Here is a 25,049-nt window from a genome sequence, read left to right as displayed (position 1 = left end):
GCTCCAATCTCAGCCGGCGGCCGATTCGGGGAGGTGGATCAGGGTGGGCCGGTCCGCCGCGAGGGCCGCTTGGAGAGCGCGGGCCAGCTGCGGCTCGTCGTCGGCGCGCAGCCCGTGGCAGCCCATGGCGCGGGCCACCAGGGGGAAGTCGACAAAGGGCAGGTCCACGGCGTGGACGGGCTCGCCGCGGGCGTCCATCTCGTCGCGGATCTCGCCGTAGCCGCCGTTGTCCACGACGACCACGGGCAGCGGCAGCCGCAGTTGGGCCGCGGTGGCCAGTTCCTGCACGGTGAACATCAGCCCGCCGTCGCCGTGCAGGGCCACCACGGGCGCCTCGGGGCGGGCCAGTTTGGCGCCGATCGCGGCGGGCAGCCCGTAGCCGAGGGTGCCCAGGCCCGTCGGATAGAGGAACGAACGGGGCTTGTACGCGGGCAGGTTGGACAGGGCGCCGTAGTAGCAGGCCATGGTGGAGTCGCCGGCCAGGACGCCATCGCGGCCCAGGGCCCCCGCCAGCGCCCGGGTCAGGCCCAGATGGGCGGAGCCTTCGGCACGGGCCTGCTCCCGGTGCTCCGCGCGGGCGCGCGTCGCGCGGCGCGCTCCCGGGGCCGCGTCGCCGGGGGCGGGCATGTGCTCCAGCAGGGCGCGCAGTGCGAGCGCGGCGTCGGCGACGAGCGCGATGTCCGGCAGGGCGTTGGCGGTGACGCCCGCGGCGTCGGCATCGACGCGTATCAGCGTGCCCGGCAGGTCGAGCGGCCCGGACCACAGGTCGCTGGGGGCGAGTTCGGTGCCGACCGCGAGGACGGCGTCGGCGTCGCGCACCAGGTCGTGCACGGCCCGGTGGTGCAGTCCGGCGCCGACGGCCAGGGGATGGTCGTCCGCGAGGACGCCCTTGCCGTTGGCGGTGGTGACGACGGGCGCGCCGAGGTGTTCCGCGAGGGTCCGCAGCGTCCCGGCCGCGCCGCTCGCGCCGCCGCCCGCGACGACCACCGGGCGCGCCGCGTCGGCGAGGACCCGGACGGCGGCCCGGACCTGGGGCAGGGCGGGTGCCAGGGCCGGCACCGGGACCGGCTCGGCGATCGTGACCGGGGCCTGCTCGTCGAGCAGGTCCAGGGGGATCTCCAGGTGCACGGGGCGCGGGCGGCCGGTGGCCATCGCGGCGAACGCGCAGGCGACCGCGGCAGGGATCTCCTCGACGCGGGTGACGCGGTGGCTGTAGGCGACGACGGCGTCCAGCGCGGCCCGCTGGTCCTTCACCTCGTGCAGGTGGCCGTTGCCGCGGCCGGGGTGGCGCAGCGGAAGGCCCGGCGAGAGGAACAGCACCGGGACGGAGTCGGAGTGGGCCTGCGCCGCGGCGGTGGCGGCGTTGAGCAGCGCCGGGCCGGTGGTGGTCAGGCAGACACCGGGCCGCCCCGAGGCGCGGGCCCAGCCGTCGGCGGCGTATCCGGCGCCCTGTTCGTGCCGGGGGGTGACGTTGCGTACGCCGTGGCGGGAAAGAGCCGCGTAGACGGGGAGGTTGTGGGTGCCGGGGATGCCGAAGACGGTGTCCGTGCCGTGGGCGCGCAGGGCCGCGACGAGCGCCTCGCCGCCGGTGAGCTTCTCCGTCATGCGCCGGCCCCCGGGTCGGTGTAGACGGGTTTGCCGAGCCACTGCCCGCCGTCGACGGTGAGCACTTCTCCGGTGATGTAGGCGGCACGCTCCCCGAGCAGGAACGCCGCCGTCTCGGCGACTTCCTCGGGGGTGGTGAAGCGGGCGGCGGGCACGCTGGCGAGGACGCGGGCGCGGGCCTCCCGCGTCGGCCACAGCGCGGCCGAGGCGCCCTCGGTCTCGGTCGGGCCGGGGGCCAGGCAGTTCAGCCGGACTCCGCGCGCGGCCCATTCCACGGCCAGGGTCCGTGTCATGGCGAGAACGCCCGCCTTGGCGGCGGCGCTGTGCACGGTGCCGGGGTGGCCGTGCCAGGCGTAGCTGGCGATGACGTTGAGCACCGTGCCGGCGCCCTGCTCCAGCATGTGGCGGGCGGCGGCCCGGGTGCAGTGGAAGGTGCCGTTGAGGACGATGTCGATGACGGCTTTCCAGCCGCCCGGGGAGAGCTTCTCGCCGGGTACGACGAAGTTGCCCGCGGCGTTGTTGACCAGGGCGTCGAGCCGGCCGTGCCGGAGGGCCACGGTGTCCACGGCCCGGTCCACCGCAGACGCGTCACGGACGTCGCAGGCGACGAGGTCGGCGCTGCCGCCGGCGGTCTCGATCAGCTGCACGGTCTCGTGGAGCGCGTCCTCGCGGCGGCCCAGCACGGTGGCGTGGCCGCCGCCCGCGGCCCAGCGCCGGGCGACGGCCCTGCCGATGCCCGACCCTCCGCCGGTGACCAGGGCCACCTGTCCGGCGAACTCCGGGGAAGTCGTGTGGACGTTCATGCCTCTCCCTGTGTGTCGTGGCCTTCGGCCGGGGCGAGCAGCAGCGCGTCGACGGCGACGGCTCCGTCGGGACCGACCCGCAACGGGTTGATCTCCAGTTCGACCCGGTCCCCCCGGTACCGGGTGATCAGGCGGGAGACCGCCACCACGGCCTGCGCCAGACAGTCCAGGTCGGCCGGGGGCGCGCCGCGCCAGCCGGTGAGCAGCGGGGCGCAGCGCAGCCGGCCGATCATGTCGAGGGCCTGTTCCGGTGAGAGGGGCGCGCACTCGGTGACGGTGTCGCGGTGGACCTCGGCCCGTGTGCCGCCCGCGCCGACGGTCACCATCGGGCCGAGCCCGGGGGCCCGGCGGGCGCCGACGATCAGCTCGGTGACATGCGGCCGGACGTCCTGCTCCTCCAGCAGGTAGGCGCCCTCGCCGAGGTGCCGGCGCATGGTGTCGAAGGCGGCGGTCGCGGCGGCACCGTCGGCGAGGCCGACGCGGACCCCGCCCGCTTCGGTCTTGTGCTCGATCCAGGTCGCTTTCAGCACATAGGGGGGCCTCAACTCACCTGTCGCAGCGAGAAGTTGGGGCTGGTCACGGACAAGCCGCGCCTCGGGGAACCCGATTCCGGCTCTCAGCAGCGCGGCCCTGGTTTCCCAGAAGCCACGCGGTGCGAGGACATCGGGGTCGGCCGCGGGCGCGTCCCGGACCGGGCGGGCGTCCAGTTCGACGGCGCCCGACAGAGCCTGCGTGGCGGCGCCGACGGTCGGGAACACGGGGACGCCGAGGTCGCGCAGCAGCGCCGCGGTGTCGCCTTCGGCGCCCATGGAGTGCACCACGAGCGCCCGCCGGTACCGGGGCGGCAGCGCGGCCAGGGCGGCGGCCTCGTCCCGCTCCGCCCTGGCCAGGGCGGCGGTGTCCAGCCCGTAGCGGCCGAAGTAGCCCGACAGCAGGACAGTGTCGACCTCTCCGGAGCGCAGCAGGGCGCTGGCCACGGCGGTGTAGCTGGACAGGTTCTGCTCCCCCGCTCCGGCGAGGTCCACCGGGTTGTCGGTGGCGGCGGTCGGCGGCAGCAGGGCGGCGATCTCATCGGCGAGTCCGCCGCTCAGCCGGGGAACGGCGAGGCCGTCGCGGTGGGCGCAGTCGGCGGCGAGCGCGCCCTGTCCGCCGCTGTCGCTGAGCACGGCGACGCGCCGGCCGCGGGGCGCGACGTCCGCCGTGAGGCAGGCGGCCACGTCGACCAGGGCGGCGGGGGTGGGCAGGCGTAGGGCACCGGCCGCCCGGCAGGCGGCGTCGACCTGTTCCGCCGGTGAGGTCAGGGCACTGGTGTGGGAGCGGGCGGCGCGCGCACCGGCCTCGCTGTCACCGGCGCTCAGCACGAGCACGGGCTTGCCGGCCCGGCGCAGCCTGCGTACGGCGGCGAAGAGGCGCTCTCCGTCGTCGAAGCCCTCGGCGTACAGGGCGACGACGGCGGTGCGGGCGTGGTCGGCGAGGTCGTCGAGCAGGTCGGCCATGGTGACGTCCGCCTGGCCGCCGACCGAGACGAAGCGGGAGATGCCGAGTCCGGCGCGCTGTGCCAGCTGGGCCAGTTCGCTGCCGACCTGGCCGCTCTGCGAGACGACGGCCAGCCGCCCGGGACGGAAGTCGCCCCAGGCGATGTGCAGTCGGGTCTCGGCGTCGTACAGGCCGAGACTGCTCGGACCGATGATCCTGGCGCCGGCGGCGGTGATGCGCGCGGCCAGGCCGGCCGGGTCGGGGACGCCCGCGGTGATGCCGAGGAACCCGCGGACGCCGAGCCGCAGCGCCGCGTCGACCACGGGGGCGACCTGCGGCGCCGGTACGCACAGGGCGACCAGGTCCGGCACCTCGGGCAGGTCCGCGAGCGTGGGCGCCGTCGGCGCGCCCAGGATGTCGCCGGCGTTGCGGGAGACCAGGTGAACGGAGCGCCGGTCGCGGCCCGCGAGGGCGCCGCGGGCGAGCCAGTGGCCCCACTTGGCCGGGTTCGACGAGGCACCGACGACGGCCACCGACGCCGGGTCGCGGAACACGGCCAGCGAGGAGTCCAAAGGGCCGGCGGGCGGGTCGCTCATGAGTCTCGACTCCTCACACGAAGGGATCACTACTGACTGGCCATACAGTCAGTAATATGGATCGTGAGGCTTGGCTCGACGTCATGTCAATGCCTGCCACCAGCGGCAGGACGCCGCCCAGGCGACTGACTTGCGAGTCAGCAACAGGTTCAGGATCTATTGACATCCCTGGGGATCCTCGGCCATCGTCGAGGCACCCCCCTCTGCGCGGCGGAAAGGATCTCCATGAGCGCTCACGCGGGTACCCAGAGCTTCGACGTCATCGTGGTGGGCCTGGGGGGACTGGGATCAGCCGCCGCCTGGCACCTCGCCCGGTCCGGACGCAGCGTCCTCGGCCTGGAACAGTTCGCCTTCGGACACGACCGCGGGGCCTCCCACGACACCTCCCGGATCCTCCGGCACAGCTACCACCGGCCCGACTACGTCCGGCTCACCCATCACGCCTATGCGGACTGGGCGACGCTGGAGGAAGCGTCCGGCGAGACCCTGGTGACCACCACCGGCGGGATCGACCTGTGCCCGCGGGGCTCCGCGCTTCCCCTGGACGACTACACCAGGAGCCTGGACACCGAGCGGATCCCCTACGAAGTGCTCGACGTCGAGGAGGTCCGCTCCCGGTGGCCGCAGGTCAGCCTCCCGGAGGGGACCACCACCCTCTACCAGGAGCGCACCTCCATCGTCCCGGCCGCGCGGTCGGTGGCCGCGATGCAGCGGCTGGCGCTGCGCTCCGGCGCCGTGCTGATGGACCGGACCGCGGTCACGGCGCTGCACCACAGGGCGCACGGCGTCGAGGTGGTGACGCCCGGCGGACGCTACTGCGCCGACAAGGTGGTGCTGTGCGCCGACGCCTGGACCGACCGACTGCTTGAGCCGCTGGGCCGGAACATCCCGCTCACGGTCCTCGACCAGCAGATCACCTACTTCGAGCCGGCCGACCCGGCCCGTTTCGCCCCCGAGGCGTTCCCGGTGTGGATCTGGCTCGACGACCCGAGCTTCTTCGGCTTCCCCTGCTACGGCGAGGCCACGGTCAAGGCCGGTGAGGACTGCGGCGGTCCCGAGGCCGGCCCGGACGACCGCACCGGTACGACCGACCCGGTCATGCTGGAGCGGCTGTCGTCCTTCATGGCCGCGACCTTCCCGGGCAGCGGTGCGCCGATACGGTCCAAGCGCTGTCTCTACACCCTCACCCCGGACCGGGACTTCGTGCTCGGCGCCGTACCGGAGGCGGAGCGGGTCCTGGTCGGCCTCGGCGCGGGGCACGCCTTCAAGTTCGCACCCACCCTGGGCCGGATGCTGGCCGAACTCGCCGGCGACCCGGGCCTCGGCGCCACCGAGCCGTACACGCCCTTCCGCCCGGACCGGCCGGCGCTCACCGACCCCGGCCACCCGGTCAACTGGATGACCTGACCGACGCCGGACCGGACCCCCGGCCGGCACGACACCCTGCCTCGACAGCGCCCCGTACCGGGCAAAGGGACGGACGACCACGTATGACTGCCACCTTCACCACCCCTGGCGCCACGGCCAACCGCGCACCGTATCTGGAGATCGTCTGGACCGACCCGGTCACCGGGCGGCAGGGCTTCGTGGTCATCGACCGGCTCGTGCGCGGCGTGGCGAGCGGCGGTCTGCGGATGCGGGACGGCTGCACTCTGGAGGAGGTACGCGGGCTCGCCGCCGGCATGACCCGCAAGGAAGCCCTCCACTACGATCCCGCCCGGCGCTACATCCCGCTCGGCGGGGCGAAGGGCGGCATCGACTTCAGCCCGCGGGACCCCGAGAGCCCGGCGGTGCTCGGCCGGTTCCTGCAAGGGATCAAGCCGGTCCTGCGTGACTACTGGACGACGGGCGAGGACCTGGGTGTCCGTCAGGACGGCATCGACGAGGCCGCCGCGAAGCAGGGGCTGGACAGCACGATCGAGGCGATCTACCCGCTGCTGGACGATCCGGTGACGGCCCGGCGGCGGCTCGCGGACGCGTTCGCCGTCACCGTCGACGGGGTGCCGCTGCCGGAGCTCGTCGGCGGCCTCGGGGTCGCGGAGTCCGCGCTGGCGGCCCTGGACCGGGCCGGCCTGGAGCACGGCTCGGCCCGCGCCGTCGTGCAGGGGTTCGGCTCCATGGGTGGCGCCACCGCCCGCTATCTCGCCCGGGCGGGCGTGAAAGTGGTGGGCATCGCCGACGCGCACGGCGTGGTCAGATGCGACCAGGGCCTCGACGTGGAGCGGCTGTTGCTCACCCGGGACGCCTTCGGCGGCGTCGACCGGACGCAGTTGCGTCCGCAGGACACCGAGGCGGACGGGGACACCTGGCTCGACATCGAGTGCGACGTCCTGGTGCCGGCGGCCGTCTCGTACTGCGTCACACCCGCCGACCAGCACCGGATCACGGCCCGGGTGATCGCCGAGGCGGCGAACATGCCGGTGCTGCCCGAGGCGGAGGCCGCGCTGCACGCCCGCGGGGTGAGAGTCCTGCCGGACTTCGTGGTCAACTCCGCCACCAACGCCTGGTGGTGGTGGACGCTGTTCGGCGACATCGCGGCGGACTCCGACGAGGCACACACCATGGTCCGCTCGGCCATGCGCCGGCTCACCGAGAACATGCTCGATGGCGCCGCGGCCGAGGGCATCACCCCGAGGCAGGCCGCACAGGCCGTGGTGGAACGGAACCTCACCGCCATCGAGGCCGCGTTCACGTAGCCGCCGGGCGGGGCACCTGGGCAGGTGCCCAGGTGCCTGAGGACAGGAACGCGGCGCTTTCCCGGCTGCCCACGAGGCGGGAACGGCCCGGTGCGACAGCCGTCCGTCCCCCTCGGGGGTTCCCCGGCTCTCGCTCATTCGCCGAGGACGGCCATGGCGGCATTGTGACCTGGCACGCCGCTCACCCCGCCGCCGCGCACGGCACCGGCGCCGCACAGCAGCACGTTGGGGTACGGCGTCTCCACACCCCACCGTCCGGTCGTCTCGCCCGCGTGCGGGAAGGCCAGGGAACGGTGGAAGATGTTGCCGGCCGGCAGCCGCAGCTCGTCCTCCAGATCGATCGGTGTCTTCGCCTCGATGCAGGGGCGGCCGTCCTCGTCCAGCGCGAGACAGTCGGCGATCGGTTCGGCCAGCACCGAGTCGAGCTCGGCCAGAGCCGCCTTGGTCAGCGCCTCCCGGGCCGCCTCGTTGTCCTCCACGAACAGCCGGGCCGGGGCGTGCAGCCCGAACATCGTCAGCGTCTGACAGCCCTGGGCGGCCAGTTCGGGGCCGAGTATCGACGGGTCGGTCAGCGAGTGGCAGTAGATCTCCGACGGCGGGGCCGACGGGAGCCGGCCCTCGGCCGCCTCGCGATAGGCGCGGGCCAGTTGGTCGTAGCTCTCGGAGATGTGGAAGGTACCCGAGAACGCCTCCTTCGGATCCACTGAGGTGTCCCGCAGCCGCGGCAGCCGCCGCAGCAGCATGTTGACCTTGAGCTGTGCGCCCTCAGCCGGCTCGTCGACGGTGTCGCCGAGCATGCCGGCCAGCGCCTCGGGCGAGGCGTTGACCAGTACCTTGCGGGCAGCGACCGTCGACTCCCCCGACCCGTCGTCGTAGGTGACCACGGCCAGGCGCTCGTCGGGCTCGACGCGCACGACCTCGTGACCGGTGGCGATCTCGGCTCCGGCCTCCCTCGCGGTCCGGGCCAGCTCGCCGGTCAGGGCGCCCATGCCACCGACCGGTACGTCCCAGTCGCCCGTCCCGCCGCCGATGACGTGGTAGAGGAAGCAGATGTTCTGGGCCAGGCCCGGGTCGTGGGCGTCGGTGAACGTGCCGATCAGCCCGTCCGTGAGTACGACACCCCGCACGACGTCGTCCTTGAAGCGGTCCTCGATGGTGACGCCGAGGGGCTCCTCGAACAGCGTCCGCCAGGCGGCGGGGTCATCGATCCGGGCCCGCAGCTCCTCCCGGCTGGGAAGCGGCTCGGTGAGGGTGGGAAACACCCTCTTGGCGACCCGCTCCGTCATCGCGTAGAACTCCCGCCAGGACGTGTACTCGGCGTCCGAGCCGGTGAAGGCCCGAAACGCCGCCCGGGTCCGCTCCTCACCCCCGCCGACCAGCAAGCCGGTGGCACGGCCGGCGCGCTCGACCGGCGTGTAGGACGAGATGGACCTCTTGCGCACCTGGAAGCGCAGCCCGAGATCCTGCACGATCTTCGGCGGAAGCAGGGACACCAGGTAGGAATAGCGCGACAGGCGCGCGTCCACTCCGGAGAAGGCACGGGTCGACACGGCCGCACCGCCTGTGGTGCCGAGCCGTTCGAGCAGGAGCACGGAGCGCCCCGCCCGGGCCAGGTAGGAGGCGGCGACCAGGCCGTTGTGGCCGCCACCGACGATGACGACGTCATAGACGTCCTGCGAGAACTTGGCATTCCGAGGCATGGTTCCTGCTCTCTCCCGACGTCACACAGTTCTTTCTCCGCTGACTGATGGCACCGCCGCCGGGAGGTCGTCGCGGACGACTTCGCCGCCCTTCATGACGAAGCGGACGTCGTTGAAGGAGGCGGGGTCCTGCGGGTCCCCGGTCACCGCGACGAGGTCGGCGTACTTGCCCGGGGTGATGGAACCGACGCGGTCCTCCCAGCCCATGCACTCGGCGCTGGTGAGGGTCGCGGCGCGCAGTGCCTGCAGCGGGGTCATGCCCCACTCGCACATGGTGGCCAGCTGACGTGTCTGCAGGCCGTGCGGGAAGCAGCCGGCGTCCGTGCCGAAGCCGACCCGCACCCCCGCCCGCACCGCCTTCGCGAAGCTCTGCCGCTGTCGTTCGGTCGCCGCGTCGTTCTTGGCCCGCTGCTCGTCGTCGAACTGCTCCGGGTGCTTGTTCAGCCAGTCGCTCCACCAGATGTCGGCGGACAGATAGGTGCCGTGCTCCAGCATCAACTCGATGCTCTCGTCGTCCAGTTCCGTGCCGTGCTCGATGGAGCGCACCCCGGCCCGGATCGCCCACTTGATGCCCTCGGCACCATGCGCGTGCGCGGCGACGTACGCGCCGTACCACTGGGCTTCCTCGACGGCCGCCCGGATCTGTTCCTCGCGCAGCTCCGGCGCGCCGGGAACCGTGCCGGAGGTCAGCACCGCCCCGGTGGCGATCAGCTTGATCACGTCGGCGCCGCCGGTGAGCAGTTCACGGACGCGTTCGCGGACGTCGGGTACGTCGCGCACCGAGCCGAGCCGGTAGTGCCGCGGCAGTTCGATGCCCGGGGTGAGTCCCACGATCATGCCGCCGCCGGTGGAGACACCGACGAAGGCCCCGGCGACGGCCATGCGCGGGCCCGGCACGATGCCCCGGTCGATGGCGTCCCGCAGCGCCACGTCCACGAAGGCGTGGAAGGTGCCGACGTCCCGGACGGTGGTGAAACCGGCGTGCAGGGTGTCCCGGGCGTGCGCCACCCCGTCGAGGGCCAATTGCGCGCCGGACAGCTTCAGTTCCTGCAGGAAGTCCCCGCACGCGGCCGGGCCCACCAGGTGGGTGTGCAGATCGATGAGCCCGGGAGCGAGCGACGCCTCGCCGAGGTCTATCAGCCGCATCCCCTCGGGCAGGGGTTCGCCGCCCGGCCGTACGGCGGCGATGCGGTCGCCCTCGATGACGACGGTCCGATCGGGCAGGACCGCACCCGCCTCGACGTCCACCAACCGCGCGCAACGCAGTGCAACGGCCATCTGCTTCCCTCTCTCGTTGTCCCGGGTTTCGGCCACCGAGGTCACGGGCCGATCCACAGCCGGTCGTAGTACGTGCCCGTCTCTCCGCGCATCTGGTAGTTGTGGATCTCCGGCCGCCTGGCCCCGAGGAAGTTCATGTTGGCGAGGAAGACCGCGGGCGCGTCCCGCACGAGTTCCTCCTCGACCTGCGCCAGCAGCGAGTTGGCGGTCTCGGCCGTGCGGCTCGTGCGCGCCTTGGCGGTGAGCTCGTCCACCCGCCGGTTGTTGTAGCCGGTGTAGTTGTACGAGGCGTCCGAGGTGTAGTTGGACGACACCATCTCCAGGGCGCTGTTCAGGCTGAGGTAGAGGCGGTTGCCGTACATGTCCCCCTCGCCCTCGGCGGTGATCTGGTCGAAGGCGGACTGGCCCATCGGCCGCAGGTCGATGTCCACACCCACCTCGGCCAACTGCTGCTGCAGGACCTGGGAGAGCAGCGGCCACGGCTCCTGGGTGCCGAGCGGGAAGTCCAGCCGCAGCCGTTCGACGCCGGCCTCCCGCAGCAGGGCACGAGCCCGCTCGGGGTCGTGGGTGTAGGGCTGCGCGGTGCGCTGGTAACGGTCGAGCTGCTTGGGGAAGGGGGAGCCCCACGGGTCGGACAGGCCGAAGGTGACCCGCATCAGCTGCTCGCGGTCCACCGCCCAGTTCAGCGCCTGCCGCACCCGCCGGTCGCGCAGTTCCCTGCGCCTGAGGTTGAGGGCGAGCCACTGGTTGCCCCGGATGGGCACGGGGTGGACGAACTTCTCCCGGGTGCCGGGGTCCGCGGTGAAGCGGGCCGCCTGGCTGGACACCAGCCCCTCCCCCAGGACGTCGACGCTGCCCCCGTTCAGCTGGAGCGACTGCATCGCGTAGTCGATGCCCCAGCGGTACTCCAGCGTGTCGATGAGCGGGCTGCCGGGCCAGAAGTACTTCTCGAAGCGCCGGAACGTGGCCCGCTGGCCCTTGCCGTCGTACCGGGTGACGCGGAAGGGGCCGGTGCCGACCGGGGTGCGGCCGAAGGAACTGCCGAGACGGCGGATCTCCTCGGCCGGCAGGGCGGCCGTGTACGGCTGGCACAGCAGGGCGAGCATGAGGACGTCCGGCTCGGCCAGCCGGATCCGCAGGGTGTGGGAGTCGAGGGCCGTCAGGCCGCTGACCGCTTTCGCCTTCTGCTCGTAGACCGCCTGGGCGCCCTCGATCCCGAAGAGATAGCTCGCCGCCCAGGAAGCCACGTCCGGGTCGAGGACGCGGGTCCAGCTGGCGACGTAATCCTGTGCGGTGACCGGCCGGCCGTTGTGGAAACGAACGTTCCGCCGCAGCGGCACGGTGTAGACCCGGCCGTCCCCGGACACCTTCGGCATCGCCGCGGCGGCCAGCGGGGCGGGCCCGCCGTTCTGTCCGGCGTAGCTGTACAGCGGGGAGTGCAGGACCGTCGAGATGGCTTCCCAGCTGTGCAGGTCCCAGCCGATCGCGGGGTCGTAGGACTGTGCCTCCGTCGCCCAGGCGGTGACGACCTTGCCCCCTCGGCGCGCCCCGGCCGGGTCGCCGGGACCGGGAGCCCACCGGGCCACCTGGGCGGCGGGGCCGAGCCGGACGGGCCGCGGGTCCGTGGTGCAGCCGTTCAGCAGCAGACCGGCGCCCCCGGCGGCACCGGCGGCCAGGAGCTGTCGCCGGGTCGGGGTGTGCGGGGGTCCGGCCATGGTTGTCCTCTCGTGAGACCACCGTAGGAAGGCGAGGGATGCTGGCGGCGCGGTGCCAGGGGCCGTGAGCAAGGAGCGTGAGCGAGTGCCGTGGGCGAGGAGCGCGAGCGAGGGGTGGGTGAGAGACGCGGACGAGGACCGGCGGCAGCGCGGGGTACGCGTCGCCCTGACAGATCCCGCGCGGCCGAGGCGCGGTCCGTCACCGCCCCTCGACGGTCGTCGAGTTGCAGGGAACGTAGCCCCGCGACTTCCGCCATGTCAACGATTCGCGCCGGACTTATTGACCGATGCGTCAGTCGGTAAGCGGGCCTGAGAGCCGCTCATGCCCTGACGCTCCCACATGCGAAACAGCAGATGAGAAGGTTTCCGGCGGTGACGGCAGGCGTTCCGACGGCACGCAACTTCCTGTTTTCCTCCGCCATCTGGAGACGCCCTTCGGAGCGGGTTCGGCGGCCCACGTCACTAGCCGGCGCCGGACTCGGTGAGAGTGAAGGCGGGGGGCGCGATGGTCACCCCTTACCCGGTGGACTGCTCAGGTCGGATGAGCAAAAGGCCGCAGCGATCCGGCCCCTGGTCTCGCCCCGGCGCGACCTCATCGGGCTCGCACACGGGAACGCAGCCGAGAACGCGCATGGGTTGTGATCAGTGCGGCCAGGAGCGACGGAGCGGGCACACCCTCGAGGACCGGACGCTCGGGTCAGTCGTCGTCAAGCCCGGGCAGCGCGTCACACTGGTGGCCGCCGGACATGTTCGAACAACAGTCGCTTCAGTCGCTGAGAACACCATCACAACGTTCCGACCTGGGCATTGCGGCAGGGCGAGGCAGCGACCGAAGCAACCGTATCCGCCGGGACGCCGTACGAGGTGACCTCAATGCCCCGGGGCCGGTCGTGCACCTGCCCCTCCCATCAGCAGGTACCTATTAGGTACCATGGGGCGTATGCCATCGCTGAACGTGACCTTCACCGAGGACGAGCTGGAAGGCGTGCGCGCGGCCGCCGCGGCCGAGGGCAAGAGCCTGAAGCAGTACCTGCACGACCTGGGCGTGCGCGAGATGCACCGCAAGCGGTTCGTCTCCGGTGCGTCCTCGTGGGCCGACCGGCTTCGTGCCGAGTTCGACGAAGCCTTCCCCGACGAGGTGCCCCCGTCGAAGCGCGGCCGGGGAGCCTCGGCCGCCTGATGGGCGAGATCCTCTACATCGACGTCTCCTGGCTCCTGGACGTCCAGGAAGCCGCTCTCGGCAGCGACGACGTCTCGGTCACGGACTACTCGGCCCTCGTGGCGGCCGTCGCCCGGCACAAGACGCGCATGCCGACCCTGGAGGCGTCCAACCCCGACGCGGCCTGGCGGGCGGCCGCCCTCCTGGACACCATCGTGCGCCTGGAACCCCTCCCGCACCGCAACAGCCTCTTCGCCGCGTTCGTCGCCGCCCAGTACCTCGACCAGTCCGGCGAGGGCATCGATCCCCCCTACGGGGCCTTGTCCGACTTGACTAGGAAGATGCGTGAGACCCGACTGAGCATCTACGCCGTGGCCGACGCACTGCGCTCCTGGAGAATCTGACACCGGCCGCCTCTGCGCGTACCGGAGCGAGGGTCGGCCCGGTACGCGCAGAGGCGGCCGTCGACGCGCTGATCGCCGAGTTCCAGATACGGCTCGGCACTCTGCTCACCGCCCCTGAGCGTTTCCCACCCGCACATCGCCACGCCGGACACGCTGTTCTCCCCCTTATGCCTGGTTCGCTCGGCGACATTCCCCTCCTGCCGCCGATTTCGGACAGCGGCAGCAGGCGGCGGAGCCATCGAGGCGGCCTCTGCGGCCGTCTCCCTGTCAGTGGTGCGTGCTGGCATGGTCCCGCGTTCGGCGCCGGCCACCCCGCCGGTGAACGCCGACGCAAATCCGAGGATGGGAACAGTCATGGCAAGGACGTATCAGGCTCTGGCCGCAGCCCTGGGCGCGGTCGTCGTGCTCGGTGCCGCGGGGTGCTCCTCAGGCGACTCCGGCAGCGACAAGCCGGCCAAGAGCAAGAACGGCTCCGACAGGACGAAGGGGAGCGGCGAGGGCGCCGAGGGCGGCAAGGGCTCAGCGAAAGAGCAAGCGCCCAACGGGGTGGAGAAGCTCTCCGCGCAGCAGATCTTCGACAAGGCCCTGGCGGCTACGGCAGCGACGCCGACCTTGCGAGTGGTCGTGCCCGGCGCCGTCGATCTGACCATGGACCAGCAGGGGAACTGCGCGGGTACGGTCGCGATCACCCCCGGCGCTCCCTTTGAAGTTCTCCGCAAGAAGGATCAGGTGTGGGCCAAGCCGAAGGACGAGGCCGCCTACTACGCCAGTGAGGAAGGGAAGTCCTTCCTCAAGGCCGTGCCCGATGCGAAGGGCAAGTACATGTACGGCAGCAAGGACAAGTCGTTCACACTGGGCATCCTGTCCCTCTACTGCGGGCTCGACGACATGGGGGTGAACCCCAAAACCGTGAAGCCGACGACCAAGGCGGGCAGGGCAACGGTGACCGGTCAGAACGCCGTGGTCCTGAAGGCCACGTCGGACAAGGCTGCGATGACCATGTACGTCGCCACCGAGGAGGAGCCGTACATCCTGAAGGTGCTGGAGGTGAAGGCCGGTAAGAAGCAGGAGGTGCTCCTGTCCGACTTCGGCAAGCCGTTCAGCCCTCCGGCCGCTCCCCCGCCCGGCCAGACCTACGATGCGGTGAAGGCCGAGAATGCGGCCATGATGGGGTCGGCGGAGATCGTCGACCAGGGAGCCTCCTGACGCACATCAGCACCGCGCGGCCCGTCGATCCCGCCGGGCCGCGCACGCCCCTCGCCACAGCCAGTCGAAGCAGAACCCCTCCAGGCTCACTCCGCTCTCCAGCCCTGACCTGCCCATTGCTCAGCTCGCCTGCCGCGCCTGCCGGAGCCGGGTGCGCGTCTTCAGCCTCGGATACGACCAGCCCCGAACCGGCTGGGCCAATGTCGGCCCCCGGTCGCTTCAGTCGCTTCGGTCGCTGTCGGGCCGCAGGCTCCGCGCACCACGATTGCGCCCGCCCTTGAGCACTCGGCCACCGCTACCCACGCACCGGCCACACCACCGCAAGAACAACTCCCGCGCGGCCTTGAGTGATTACGCCGTAATCACTCCCGCTGCCAACCGCCCCTTCCCCACGACTACCGCACCCCACACACTCCCCCTGCAGCCCTCAGTGATTACGCCGTAATCACTTCCGCCGCCAACCACCCTCTCCCCCACATCTGCCGCACCCCCACACCTCCCCGGCAGCCTTGAGTGATTACGCCGTAATCACTCCCGCCCGACCGCTCCCTCCCCCACGACTACCGACTACCGCACCCCACGCACTCCCCCACCCGCCTTGAGTGATTACGCCGTAATCACTTCCGCCAGTGCTCGGCTGCGCGGAAGGGTGTTCCTTGTGTCTGCCATTGCCTGGCCGCGGCCAGGGCGGCCTGGGCGGCCTCCGTCGACGCCACAGAACACGCCGTGCGCTGCTCCAACTTCGACAGCACACGCAGTGCAGCATCCAGGTAGCGTTCCAGGCTCACCATCTGAGTCGGGGTCACACAGCTCGGCAGGACTTCTGCCATCTCGTCGAACCAGTACTCGGCGTCCTCGTCAGGGCCGAGTGCCTCCCGCTGCTCCAAAAGGCGCCGGGCCACTGGCATGAGCAAGTGGTTCCGCTGCCTGGCCGCTTCCTGCTCTCGCTGCTCAGCGGCGTTCCGAAGCGCGATGCGCCGTTCCGCCTCCTCGACAGCCTCTGGTGTCCGGCGGACCGGGGGAGCGTCGGGAGTGTCGTCGGAGAGCAGGGCGGCGCGCAGACGCCGGGCCTTGTTGTAGGCGGCGCTCGCAGCACGGACCGCGAGTGCCGGAGCAAGATCCAGCCACGCCGCACCGGCTGCCCGGGCGTTGGCCACGGCCCGGGCCTGATGTACATCGGCCCGCTCACGCATGTACTCCCAGAGACGAACCCTCTCCAGAGCAGCCGCCCGCTGTACGTCCAAAGGAAGGGTGCGCAGAGCCCCCGCGTTCCTCTCCGTATAGAGAAGAGCACCGTAGATCTCGTCATCCGCCGGCATGCGCTCCACTTCTGGATCCCCCGCGCTCTCATGCCACCCACGCAGCTTGCCGACAGCCGCCACACCATCGAATCGACCGATCTGCACCTGCGGCCTGACCAGGGGTTCTGCTGCAGACCCCGCCTTTCGCCCACGACGCACCATGGCGATCAGTCTGCCCCCAGAAACGGGATTCACAGACTGTGAAACAGTCGTTTCCCCTGGCCAGCCCCAAGTGAAGGTGTTGAACCCCGCGCGTACGGCGTAGTTGTCGCACACCGGCAGGATGGCCAGCATCTCGGGGTGAGCCACGCGGGCCTGCTCCGGAGGCAACCGCCCATCAGGTGACCGGCGAAGGGATATGCGATCCGAGACAATGGCCAGCCCTCGGGTTCGGCCGGTCCAGGACCGAGGCAGGGAAGAAGGCTTCGGGGCACAGCAGAGGGCCTGTTGGCGTAGGCACCGTTGGCAACGGCCAAGAGGGGCACCGGCGGCTCTGGCGCGCTGGAGGCGACTGCCCGTACCACACGCGCCGGCAGCCAGGACAACATGGCTGGCGTCGAGGACCTCGGCAAAGGCTGTCCGTAACCGCTGGCTGCCGTAGTCGCTGAGACACTCCGTTCCCTGTGCCGGGCACCAATGAGCGTCACGGGTGTTGTCTGTGGGGGAGGGCACACGGACTGCATGGGCGTTTCTTCATCCACAGCAGCCGATGCTTCCCACCCACCCCATGCTGATGAGGACACGTGTTGGCTCTACGCCAGCAGAGCCTGATCTGGCGGCGAGAAGATCAGCGTTTCCTTCAACAACGCGAATACGCCGAACGAATTGACTTCGGCGTTGAGGTGCGTTTCGTGAGCCTGCATGGGGACGCCTGGCTCGTGGAGCTGGCTGCCATGCTCGACAACAAGGGCCAGGTGCAGTACGCGACCAGCCATCTCACGTTTGAACTCCGGTGCGTGTATCCCGACGATCCCCTGATCACCGGCGCAGACATCGGCGGCCAAGTGCTCATTCCCCACGTCCTGACGACGGGCTCCTGGCTGCCGCAGGAGTGGAGCGCGACCTTGATCGAGCCGGGACTCACCACGAGATACAGCTTCGTGGCCAGCGTGCCGCGAAGTGCGACGGCCGTACTGCTGCACGGCGCCTTTCGTTATCGAGCGGGAAACGACGCCAGCCACCACACCGCCGAATCCTTCCACGCTGTCCCCGAATCCCCAGGCAGCGAGTGAGCGCGCAACCCCGCTCCGGACTCATGACGAGAGGGGAGTTACGAGGCACCTGGTGCACCCGCTCGGGCGTTTCCTCCAGATCGTTCACAACCAGATCAAGTGGGGAGGAAGAGCAGCTCTGGCCGAATTCGAGAATCCTCATCAGTCCTGGGTGACGTCGACGGGTACGCCCTTGATCATCGTGCCCGTCTCCGCCCTGGCTACATGGCGTGGGTGCACCGAGAGGGGGTCATGGCAGGAGACGCCACCGCGCTTCAGACGACCACGACCGGGCCTATGCGGTGGACGATCTGACCGGTGTGATCCCCATTGGCGGGAACGGTCCGCAGGCACTTGTGCTGGCGGACGAGCCGGCGACCAGCCGCTATCTGCCCGAGGCGGCGAGTGTTCCTGCGCCGGCTTGCCGCCGAGTCCGCGTCCAGCTGGAGGGGCCGCACCACCCGCACCGAGGTGGACGAGGAGAACTAGGTCAGCCAGGTCCAGCTCCTGCCCACCGATTCCTGATTCCTCAACGGGCGGTGCTTGGGTCGGGTGCGGCCAGCCACAGCGCGCATGGGTGTGCCGACGGGTAACTCCAAGCATCGCGTGGTGAACGCCCTCGCCGTTCAGTCGGCAGTCCCGTTGGACTCGGACGCCGTGATCACACCGACCACGCCAAGATCGTCTCACTCATGACCAGCAGTTCGGGACAGCCTCTACTGCGCCGGAGGAGAGTGCCGAAGGAGGTTGGACGCCCGCGCCCCAACCGCCTTCGGCGCGTGAGCGCAGGGGAGTGGAGGTAGTCATCGGGATGCACACGCTACTGGTGACCCGGGGGCACCCCATATGTCGGCGTCGAACAGCGTCACTCCCAACACGGCCCACGCTGCCCGCAGGCGCCGGCGCAGTCACGGGGATTCCCGCTCGCTCTGTTATCTGTTGGCCCGTACCTCGGTCTGTGATGGCTACGCTCACACTGACGGTTTCCCGTTCGACCCGAAGGACTGAGCCGTGCCCGACCGGCCTGAGATTGTCTGCATCTGCGGCTCTACCCGGTTCGCGGACGAGATGAGCGCGGCGAACCGTGACCTGACCTTCGCAGGTGTCATCGTCGTCGCGCCTGGCGTCTTCCTGCGCGCCGAGGACCGCGAAGCAGACCAGTTGATGACCAACGAGCAGAAGACCGCGCTGGACACCCTCCATTTGCGCAAGATCGACCTGGCTGACCGGGTTCTGGTCGTCAACCCAGGCGGGTATATCGGTGAGTCCACGAGCAGGGAGATCGCATACGCCCACGCCACCGGCAAGCCGGTCTCGTTCACCGACCCCGTCTGACCAGGAGACGCTTCGTGGTGCGCGCGGGCTGCGAGTCTCGGTCAGCCTTGCAGCGTGTTGCCAGAGACGCTGCGGAAGCGTCGGTCGCAGCCTTGCGGTCGTGTCTCGTGACGTGCCACCGACTTGTCGACCCGTAGCTTGAGTCGCTTGAGTCGCTCAGTCGCTGTCGTCTCCACCCCGCCCACCCCGCCCAGCCCTCCCAAACCCGTCCCAGCCCACAGCGACCGAAGCCCAGCGACCCAGCGACTGTTCAGTCGCTGGGCTGGCTGAGGGGTAAAACCGCAGGTCAAAGAGCATCCAGCCCACAGAACAGCGACTGAAGCGACTCAAGTTCCGCATATATGAAGCAGTCTTGTATGCGCGTGTGCGTGATATATAAGAACCTTCAGTCGCTTCAGTCGCTGTTCTGGTGTCCTTACCCCCGCTGAACTGGCCTTTTCCCGTGACTGATTCAGTAGCTACCGAAGCCCTCCAGTAGCTGCGCCTCCTGTTCAGTCGCTGGAGTCCCCTCGGCCGGTCGCAGCACCGACACCCAGGTACCTCCTTCCGCATGTGCTCCACACTCCCCAGTGCCACGTTCGCTAGTGTGTGTCCATCGTTGAGTCGCTTCGGTCGCTGTCAGGGGGTGTACATGTCTGCTGAACTGCGGTTTCCCTTCAGCGACTCAAGAGTGAGCGACCAGCGCCCTACAGGCGCTGAGCAGTCGTTGGCCGTCGCTCGGTGGTGTGCCCGGCAAGGCTGGCCCGTACATCCCCTCGCGGCCGGCCTCAAGACCCCGGCCGCCAACTGCCGGGACTGCCGCACCAACCCGCACCCGCCCACCGAGTGCCCCTGCATCCCCGCCGGCCGCTGGTGTCACGGCTTCCACGCCGCCACCCTCGACCAGGACCGCATCGGCAACTGGTGGGGGAGTCACCCGGAGTACGGCATCGGCGTGTCCTGCGGCCCGGCCGGGCTGGTGGTCATCGACATCGACGCGCACAACGCCGAACCGCCGACCCGCGACCGCATCCTGCCGGGCATCCCCATCGCCGACCATGTCGACCTCACCGGTCTGGCGAACGGGTATCACACCCTCGCCCTCCTGGCCGCCCTGCGCGGTCGCCCGAGCCCCGCGGAGGACGAGACCACCCTGCGGGTACGCACCCCCTCGGGAGGACTCCACGTCTGGTACCGGACCAGGGACAGCCGCCGCTGGCAGTCCTCCGTCGGCTCCGGCCGCGGCCGAGCCCTTGCCTGGCAGGTCGACATCCGCGCGCACGGCAGTTACATCGTCTCGCCCGGCACCACCACCAAGCACGGCACCTACATCCCGGTGGGCCAGCCGAGGCAGCCGGCCGCGCTGCCCGTCTGGCTCGCCCAGGAGCTGGAGCGCACCGGTCACCTGCCCGCGCCCCACATCCCCGCCCCGCGGCCGGTCCCGCCCAGGGCGCGCCAGGCGGTTCACGCCGCGGGCGGGGGACGGGACCGTGTCCAGTCCCTCCTTGCTGCCGTGCTGGCTCCCGTGGAAGCCTGCGGACAGGTCGCCGAGGGAGCGGGTTTCTCCGATGCCCTCAACCGGGCGGCCTTCACCGTGGGCGGACTGGTCGCCGCCGGCAGGCTGCCACGGGAGGAGGCCGAACAGGTCCTCACAGACGCAGCGGTGACGGCCCGTCCGGGTCAGACGCGCCGCATCGAGCAGATCATCCGCAGCGGTCTGACCGCCGGCCTGGAAAAGCCACTGCACGGAGGAGGGAGGCGTTCGTGACGTCACCCAAGCCGGATGCGCTCTTCGAGTTCAACCCCGAAGCCGTCGCCGCCCAGATCCGTGCCCAGAGAGCGACGACCGTCCCGCGCCCGGCGCAGGCGGAAAGCGACCGGGCCCCGGCGGGCGAGGCGACGGCCGACGGTCTGCTGCCCGACACCTTGAGCGATCGCGGCAACGCCAAACTGTTCGTGAAGCTGTACGCCAACGACTACCGGCACGTTCCCGGGATCGGCTGGTACCGGTGGGACACCACCCGCTGGCAGATCGACGAGGACGACACCGTGCTGTGGGCAGCCGGAGACCTCGCCGAAAGCATCGCCTCCCACGACCCGCGCGGCGTCTTCACGACCACCTCCCTCCAGCAGCACCGGCGCCGAGCGTTGTCCACCACCGGCATCAACGCCATGCTCGCCCAGGCCAAGTCCGCCCCCGGCATGGTCCTCAACGCCTCCCGCCTGGACGCCGATCCCTACGGCCTGTGCACCCCCGACGGGATCGTCGACCTGCGTACCGGCCTGGTGAAGAACCCCGATCCCAACAAGGACTTCCACTCCCGCTCCACCACCATCGGACCCCAGCACGGTCCCACCCCCCGCTGGACACGGTTCCTGACCGACACCTTCGGCGAGGCCGCCGAGGACAGCGAGATGATCGGCTATCTCCAGCTGCTCCTCGGCTACTCCCTCACCGGTGACGTGGGCGCGCAGATCCTGCCCTTCCTGTTCGGCTCCGGCAAGAACGGCAAGTCCGTTCTGCTGGACGTCCTGATGAAGCTCCTGGGCGACTACGCGGACGCCGCGCCGCCCGGTTTCCTGATGGCCCGGCCCTACGAGGGACACCCGACGGATCTGGCCGAACTCCACGGCCGCCGCGTCATCGTCTGCTCCGAGGTCAAGCCCGGCGACAAGTTCGACGAGGCCAGGGTGAAGCTGCTGACGGGCGGCGACCGCATCAAGGCCCGCCGGATGCGGCAGGACTTCTTCTCCTTCACTCCGACCCACAAGCTCTGGCTGCTGGGCAACCACCGCCCCGAAGTGGGCACCGGCGGCTTCGCGTTCTGGCGCCGGATGCGGCTGATTCCCTTCGAACACGTCGTGCCCGACCACCGGAAGATCGACAATCTCGCCGACATCCTCGTCACCGAGGAAGGACCGGGTATCCTCGGCTGGCTCATCGACGGCGCCCGCCGCTACCTCGCGGGCGACCGGGACCTCACCGGCCCCGAGCGTGTCCGCATCGCCACGACCGCCTACGCCGAGACCGAGGACCACACCGGCCGTTTCTACGACGAGGCCTGCCTCCTCGCGCCGGATCTGAGGGCGGAGCAGACGGCGCTCTACGCGGCGTACAAGACCTGGTGCCAGAATGAGGGAGCACCACTGATGTCGTCGAGGGCGTTCGCCGCCCGTACGCGGGAACTCGTCGGTATCGCCTCGCCCAAGGAGATGATCCTGTCCAACCAGCGTAAGCACTACCCGGGTATCGGACTGCTCACCGACCAGGAAAGGGACGCCGGCGCATGAGCTCCCTGATCACCGAGGACGAGATCAGCCACGAGACCACCCTCGTCTGGCTGGAGGACGTCGACGACCTCGACTACGTACGCCAGAGCCTGGACCGCCTGCCCACGCGCAAGGGCCGCCCCGCCTACCACCGCGACGGCCGCATGGTCGGCTACGCGCTCCTCGGCCCCACCGCCAAGGCCTCCCGTGCCTCCGGCACCTTCCGCCGTCGCGTCTTCTGGCTGCTGCCCCACGACCGGGACAGCGAACCGGAGGGCCTGTACGCCAAGAGCGCCCCCGCCGAAGCGGTGGACCCGCGCACGCTCCAGCCGCGGGTGAAGGGCTACAAGACCGAACGCTCCGAGGGCGGCCCGCCCTCCACGGCCATGCGCAAGCTCGGGATAACACTGCCTCTGTGACGGGTGGCGCCGCCGGACGATCCCGCGTCCTGATACCTCACGGTCCACCGGAGTCGCACGGGTGCCGGGGCGGGGGAGTGGTGAAGGGCCCTCCCCGTCTCAGTCGTCGCTCGGGGCCCAAGGCCGCTTCGGGTCCTCTCAGCCTGTCATGGCGGCCGGCCCGCGCTGGGATCGCGGAGTCTTCTTGCCGACTTCGCGCGGCCGGATGGTCCGCGGGTCGACGGCTTCACCAGGAGCTCCCTCCTGGTAGATGCCGTCGGGCCGGTTGTCCCGGTCATGGGGGAGCAGAAAGAACACCCGCCGCCGGTACAGGCCGCTGTCGGGGTCGGCCGGGGCCGAGTCGTCGAGTTCGGTGTAACCGATCATGCGGCCGTCGCGCGCGTACCGCGGTCTGTTGCGCCGCCGTGGTGTCTTGTCGAGGGCCTGACGTACGTAGTCGAGGCCACTCACATTCTCCAGCCACACCACCTGCGCCTCGTGGGTGAGATCGCTGTCGCTCAGAAGCGAACTCATGGCCCCGATCCCTCCTCGTCCCGGCCGTCCGGGGTGCGGTCGGCATCCTGCTCCGAGCCCCGTACCGAAGGCGGCATCACGCGACTGGAGTCTGCGACGGCGGCCGGAGCATGCCGTCCGGCGCCGACTTCGGTGTCCGGCATGCTGCCATCGTAAGAGGCGCCCCCAGGAGTCGCGAAGCGTTTCGCCTGCCGCCGGCAGCGGGTCCGATCATTCTGCGACACCTAGTCCACCGCCAGTCCGATGCCGGGATAGTACTTCCTGCCATTTGATTTGATCATCTCGGCCGGGCTGCTGAGGCCCGCCTCTTGACGGACCCGAAGTGCGAACGTACGGGTGCTGGCCGGGCGGATGCCCTCCCCGGCCTGGCACCAGGCGCTGTAGGCGGCGTACAACAGGCCCTGCTCGACGCGGAGTTCGGCGCCGGGTTCAGCGTCCCGGGTGCAGCACTCGGCCAGGAAGCGGCCGATGTGGTCCTCGGTGGTGGCGTAGGCGCGGGTGGCGATACGGACGCGGTCCGGCCCGGCGAGCGGGTCACGGGTGGTGAGGTACTTCTTCGCGCCCTGGACCAGCCAGTGCAGGATGCCGGGGCCTTCGTCGCGGACGAGTTCGAGGGCGAGGTTGTCGATCTTGCGTTCGTCCGGGACGACGCGTTCGAAGGGGATCAGGCGGATCCGGCGCCAGAACGCGAAGCCTCCGGTGGAGACTTCGGGGCGGTGGTTGCCCAGCAGCCACAGGTGGTGGGTGGGCGTGAAGGAGAAGAAGTCCTGGCGCATCCGGCGGGCCTTGATCCTGTCGCCGCCGGTCAGCAGCCGTACCCGGGCCTCGTCGAACCTGTCGTTCGGCTTGAGTTCGCTGCACACCACCAGGCGACGGCCGTGCAGTTCGGTCAGCTCGGTGGAGTGCTCGGAGAACGACCCTCGGTCCATCAGGAAACCCGGCGGTGCCGCGTCCGCGTAGTCGCCCAGGATCTGGATCATCACGTCCAGGAGAACGGACTTGCCGTTCTTTCCCTCACCGTGCAGGAACGGCAGCACCTGGGCACCCACATCGCCGGTGATGGAGTAGCCGAGCATGAGGTGCAGGAAGTCGATCATCTCCCGCCCCTCGTCGTCGTCCCCGAAGGTGTCCTCGAGGAAACGCCGCCAGCGGGGGACGGGCATGGCTCTGGCGGAGACGCTGGTGGCCCGGGAGTGACAGCCCCGCTCCGGGTCAGGAGGGCCCAGGAGGCCCGTCTGCAGGTCGATGACCCCCGAGGGGGTGCACAGGGCGTAGGGATCGCCGTCGAGGCTGTCAGGGGCGACGGAGAGCCTCGGTGACGCCTTCGCCTGGGTCAGCAGCGCCTTCATCCCGGTCGTGGACAGGGTCCGCCTGCGATGCACGTACAACTCGCGTTCCGTGAACCGGCCTTGAGGGTCGCTGTTGGGCATGGCCTCCGCCATCTCCCCGGCGGCCCACAAAGCCGCCTTCTCGCCTCCTGTGCGCTGCCAGCGGTAGCCGTCCCAGGAGAACCAGCCCAGGCCGTCCACGTGGCGGAACTGGCGGCTGAAACGCTCGATGAACAGCTTTGCGTTGCCGCGGTCCGTGAGTGACTCGGGAAGCGTGTGGCGGGCTGCCCCCGGCTGCGCGGCAGGGGCGACGGTCCCCGCGGTGGTGTCGCCGCAGGCCGCCGCCGGCCGCTGCGGCACGACCCTGCCCGGGGCCTCGGAGTCGAGCATCTGCTGCGCTGCCGCCACCGCGTCGAAGCGCACGCTCCTGCCCGCGCTCACGGACCCTCCGGGCTCGCACAGGGACAAGCCTGCGGGCGGGGACGGTCCGCGCTTCTCAGGTCCCGGCCCCCCGCGGCCGTCCGGCGCCCGGGCACCGGAGGACGGACGGCGGGTCCGTGTGCGGCACACCAGCGCGTCACATCCACCAGGGTCAGGGACGCGGGGAAGTCGTTCGCAGTCGAAGGCACGTGATCGTCCTGGACGGTAGGGGCTGTTCTTTTCGCAGGAGTCGTGAGACGGAAAGTCCGAAGCGGAGCGCTTCGCACCACGTTTTATCAGTTGTCCGGTCCCTTGAGTCCCTCGTGCTCGTGCTTCGAGAGGCCCGTGCACGGAGCGTGCGAGGGGGCCTGTGGGCGCCAAAACCCGCGGCGTCACGCAAGCACATTAATCCGTACGTCTGTTCCCCTGTCGAAAGGGATCCCGGTCAGGGTCTGAAGGTCCCTGCACTGGTTCACGTTCAGTCCCTGCCACGTTTCCGCTGGTCAGATGGGTTCTCAAGGCCGGAACAGGGTCTGAAGGGACTGAAGCTCCCCCTTATCAGCTCTCCAGGGATATACATGAGGTGTTTTTTCATATGCGCGTACGCGTACGTATAACTCATCTATACATACCGC

The 25,049-nt window shown here is 70.4% G+C and carries 20 protein-coding genes; 11 read left to right on the top strand and 9 right to left on the bottom strand.

Translation table 11 applies throughout. The features are described 5' to 3' along the window. Positions 1-9 precede the first annotated feature (9 nt). Genes PGH47_RS42435 through PGH47_RS42425 form a run of 3 tightly spaced genes read right to left on the bottom strand, consistent with a single transcriptional unit; the run spans position 10 to position 4,480 of the window. On the bottom strand, positions 10-1,605 hold the full coding sequence (locus tag PGH47_RS42435) for a 5-guanidino-2-oxopentanoate decarboxylase (RefSeq protein WP_271668341.1): 1,596 nt from the start codon (positions 1,603-1,605) through the stop codon (positions 10-12). After that, on the bottom strand, positions 1,602-2,408 hold the full coding sequence (locus PGH47_RS42430) for an SDR family oxidoreductase (RefSeq protein ID WP_271668340.1): 807 nt from the start codon (positions 2,406-2,408) through the stop codon (positions 1,602-1,604). Before PGH47_RS42430 ends, PGH47_RS42435 begins: the two co-directional genes overlap by 4 nt. Continuing rightward, positions 2,405-4,480, bottom strand: coding sequence for an acetate--CoA ligase family protein (locus tag PGH47_RS42425; protein WP_271668339.1), 2,076 nt, complete (start codon positions 4,478-4,480; stop codon positions 2,405-2,407). The genes PGH47_RS42430 and PGH47_RS42425 overlap by 4 nt, the downstream gene beginning before the upstream one ends. Before the next feature lie 225 nt (positions 4,481-4,705). Here PGH47_RS42425 and solA point away from each other — a divergent pair, with 225 nt between their 5' ends. Next, a complete protein-coding gene (gene solA, locus PGH47_RS42420) occupies positions 4,706-5,887 on the top strand; it encodes an N-methyl-L-tryptophan oxidase (protein WP_271668338.1) in 1,182 nt (393 codons plus the stop codon). Positions 5,888-5,970: 83 nt separating this feature from the next. After that, positions 5,971-7,176, top strand: coding sequence for a Glu/Leu/Phe/Val dehydrogenase dimerization domain-containing protein (locus PGH47_RS42415; RefSeq protein WP_271668337.1), 1,206 nt, complete (start codon positions 5,971-5,973; stop codon positions 7,174-7,176). Between the two features lie 134 nt (positions 7,177-7,310). Here the strand turns inward: PGH47_RS42415 and PGH47_RS42410 are convergent, their stop codons facing one another. The 3 genes from PGH47_RS42410 to PGH47_RS42400 are packed head-to-tail and all read right to left on the bottom strand — an operon-like array spanning position 7,311 to position 11,869. Then, on the bottom strand, positions 7,311-8,876 hold the full coding sequence (locus tag PGH47_RS42410) for a phytoene desaturase family protein (protein WP_271668336.1): 1,566 nt from the start codon (positions 8,874-8,876) through the stop codon (positions 7,311-7,313). Between the two features lie 21 nt (positions 8,877-8,897). Further along, positions 8,898-10,154, bottom strand: coding sequence for a metal-dependent hydrolase family protein (locus PGH47_RS42405; protein WP_271668335.1), 1,257 nt, complete (start codon positions 10,152-10,154; stop codon positions 8,898-8,900). Positions 10,155-10,195: 41 nt separating this feature from the next. After that, positions 10,196-11,869, bottom strand: coding sequence for an ABC transporter substrate-binding protein (locus tag PGH47_RS42400; protein WP_271668334.1), 1,674 nt, complete (start codon positions 11,867-11,869; stop codon positions 10,196-10,198). 940 nt (positions 11,870-12,809) lie between these two features. On the opposite strand from PGH47_RS42400, the gene PGH47_RS42395 reads away from it, so the two are divergent. The 3 genes from PGH47_RS42395 to PGH47_RS42385 all read left to right on the top strand — a co-directional run bounded on the left by PGH47_RS42395 (position 12,810) and on the right by PGH47_RS42385 (position 14,638). After that, positions 12,810-13,049 carry a hypothetical protein gene (locus tag PGH47_RS42395; RefSeq protein WP_271668333.1) on the top strand — a complete coding sequence of 80 codons (240 nt, stop codon included), beginning with the start codon at positions 12,810-12,812 and terminating at the stop codon, positions 13,047-13,049. Continuing rightward, positions 13,049-13,432, top strand: coding sequence for a toxin Doc (locus tag PGH47_RS42390; protein WP_271668332.1), 384 nt, complete (start codon positions 13,049-13,051; stop codon positions 13,430-13,432). The genes PGH47_RS42395 and PGH47_RS42390 overlap by 1 nt, the downstream gene beginning before the upstream one ends. Before the next feature lie 354 nt (positions 13,433-13,786). After that, positions 13,787-14,638: a hypothetical protein gene (locus PGH47_RS42385; protein ID WP_271668331.1), complete on the top strand. Its 852-nt coding sequence runs from the start codon at positions 13,787-13,789 to the stop codon at positions 14,636-14,638. A 617-nt stretch (positions 14,639-15,255) separates the two neighbouring features. On the opposite strand, the gene PGH47_RS42380 is transcribed toward PGH47_RS42385, so the two are convergent. Next, the gene (locus PGH47_RS42380; RefSeq protein ID WP_271668330.1) at positions 15,256-16,248 is read right to left on the bottom strand and encodes a hypothetical protein; all 993 of its coding nucleotides are present in this window, start codon (positions 16,246-16,248) and stop codon (positions 15,256-15,258) included. Between the two features lie 434 nt (positions 16,249-16,682). Here PGH47_RS42380 and PGH47_RS42375 point away from each other — a divergent pair, with 434 nt between their 5' ends. From PGH47_RS42375 to PGH47_RS42350, 6 genes are all read left to right on the top strand, one after another. Next, complete coding sequence (locus tag PGH47_RS42375) at positions 16,683-17,171, top strand: hypothetical protein (RefSeq protein ID WP_271668329.1); 489 nt, start codon at positions 16,683-16,685, stop codon at positions 17,169-17,171. 209 nt (positions 17,172-17,380) lie between these two features. Continuing rightward, positions 17,381-17,743 carry an Imm21 family immunity protein gene (locus PGH47_RS42370; protein ID WP_333938228.1) on the top strand — a complete coding sequence of 121 codons (363 nt, stop codon included), beginning with the start codon at positions 17,381-17,383 and terminating at the stop codon, positions 17,741-17,743. 418 nt (positions 17,744-18,161) lie between these two features. Beyond that, the gene (locus PGH47_RS42365; RefSeq protein WP_271668328.1) at positions 18,162-18,485 is read left to right on the top strand and encodes a hypothetical protein; all 324 of its coding nucleotides are present in this window, start codon (positions 18,162-18,164) and stop codon (positions 18,483-18,485) included. A gap of 631 nt (positions 18,486-19,116) precedes the next feature. Beyond that, on the top strand, positions 19,117-20,232 hold the full coding sequence (locus PGH47_RS42360) for a bifunctional DNA primase/polymerase (RefSeq protein ID WP_271668327.1): 1,116 nt from the start codon (positions 19,117-19,119) through the stop codon (positions 20,230-20,232). Further along, complete coding sequence (locus PGH47_RS42355) at positions 20,229-21,755, top strand: DNA primase family protein (protein ID WP_271668326.1); 1,527 nt, start codon at positions 20,229-20,231, stop codon at positions 21,753-21,755. The genes PGH47_RS42360 and PGH47_RS42355 overlap by 4 nt, the downstream gene beginning before the upstream one ends. Beyond that, positions 21,752-22,153 carry a DUF6009 family protein gene (locus PGH47_RS42350; RefSeq protein WP_271668325.1) on the top strand — a complete coding sequence of 134 codons (402 nt, stop codon included), beginning with the start codon at positions 21,752-21,754 and terminating at the stop codon, positions 22,151-22,153. Before PGH47_RS42355 ends, PGH47_RS42350 begins: the two co-directional genes overlap by 4 nt. Before the next feature lie 138 nt (positions 22,154-22,291). On the opposite strand, the gene PGH47_RS42345 is transcribed toward PGH47_RS42350, so the two are convergent. Further along, on the bottom strand, positions 22,292-22,666 hold the full coding sequence (locus PGH47_RS42345; RefSeq protein WP_271668324.1) for a DUF6009 family protein: 375 nt from the start codon (positions 22,664-22,666) through the stop codon (positions 22,292-22,294). A 224-nt stretch (positions 22,667-22,890) separates the two neighbouring features. Beyond that, positions 22,891-24,435 (bottom strand): DNA primase family protein, encoded by a 1,545-nt coding sequence (locus PGH47_RS42340; protein ID WP_443048638.1) that lies wholly within the window; start codon positions 24,433-24,435, stop codon positions 22,891-22,893. Positions 24,436-25,049: the final 614 nt, after the last annotated feature.

The sequence above is a fragment of the Streptomyces sp. HUAS 31 genome (assembly GCF_028198125.1).
GTDB lineage: Bacteria > Actinomycetota > Actinomycetes > Streptomycetales > Streptomycetaceae > Streptomyces > Streptomyces chartreusis.
Note: the sequence above shows the minus strand (reverse complement) of the source record. Positions and strands in the feature narration are given on the sequence as shown.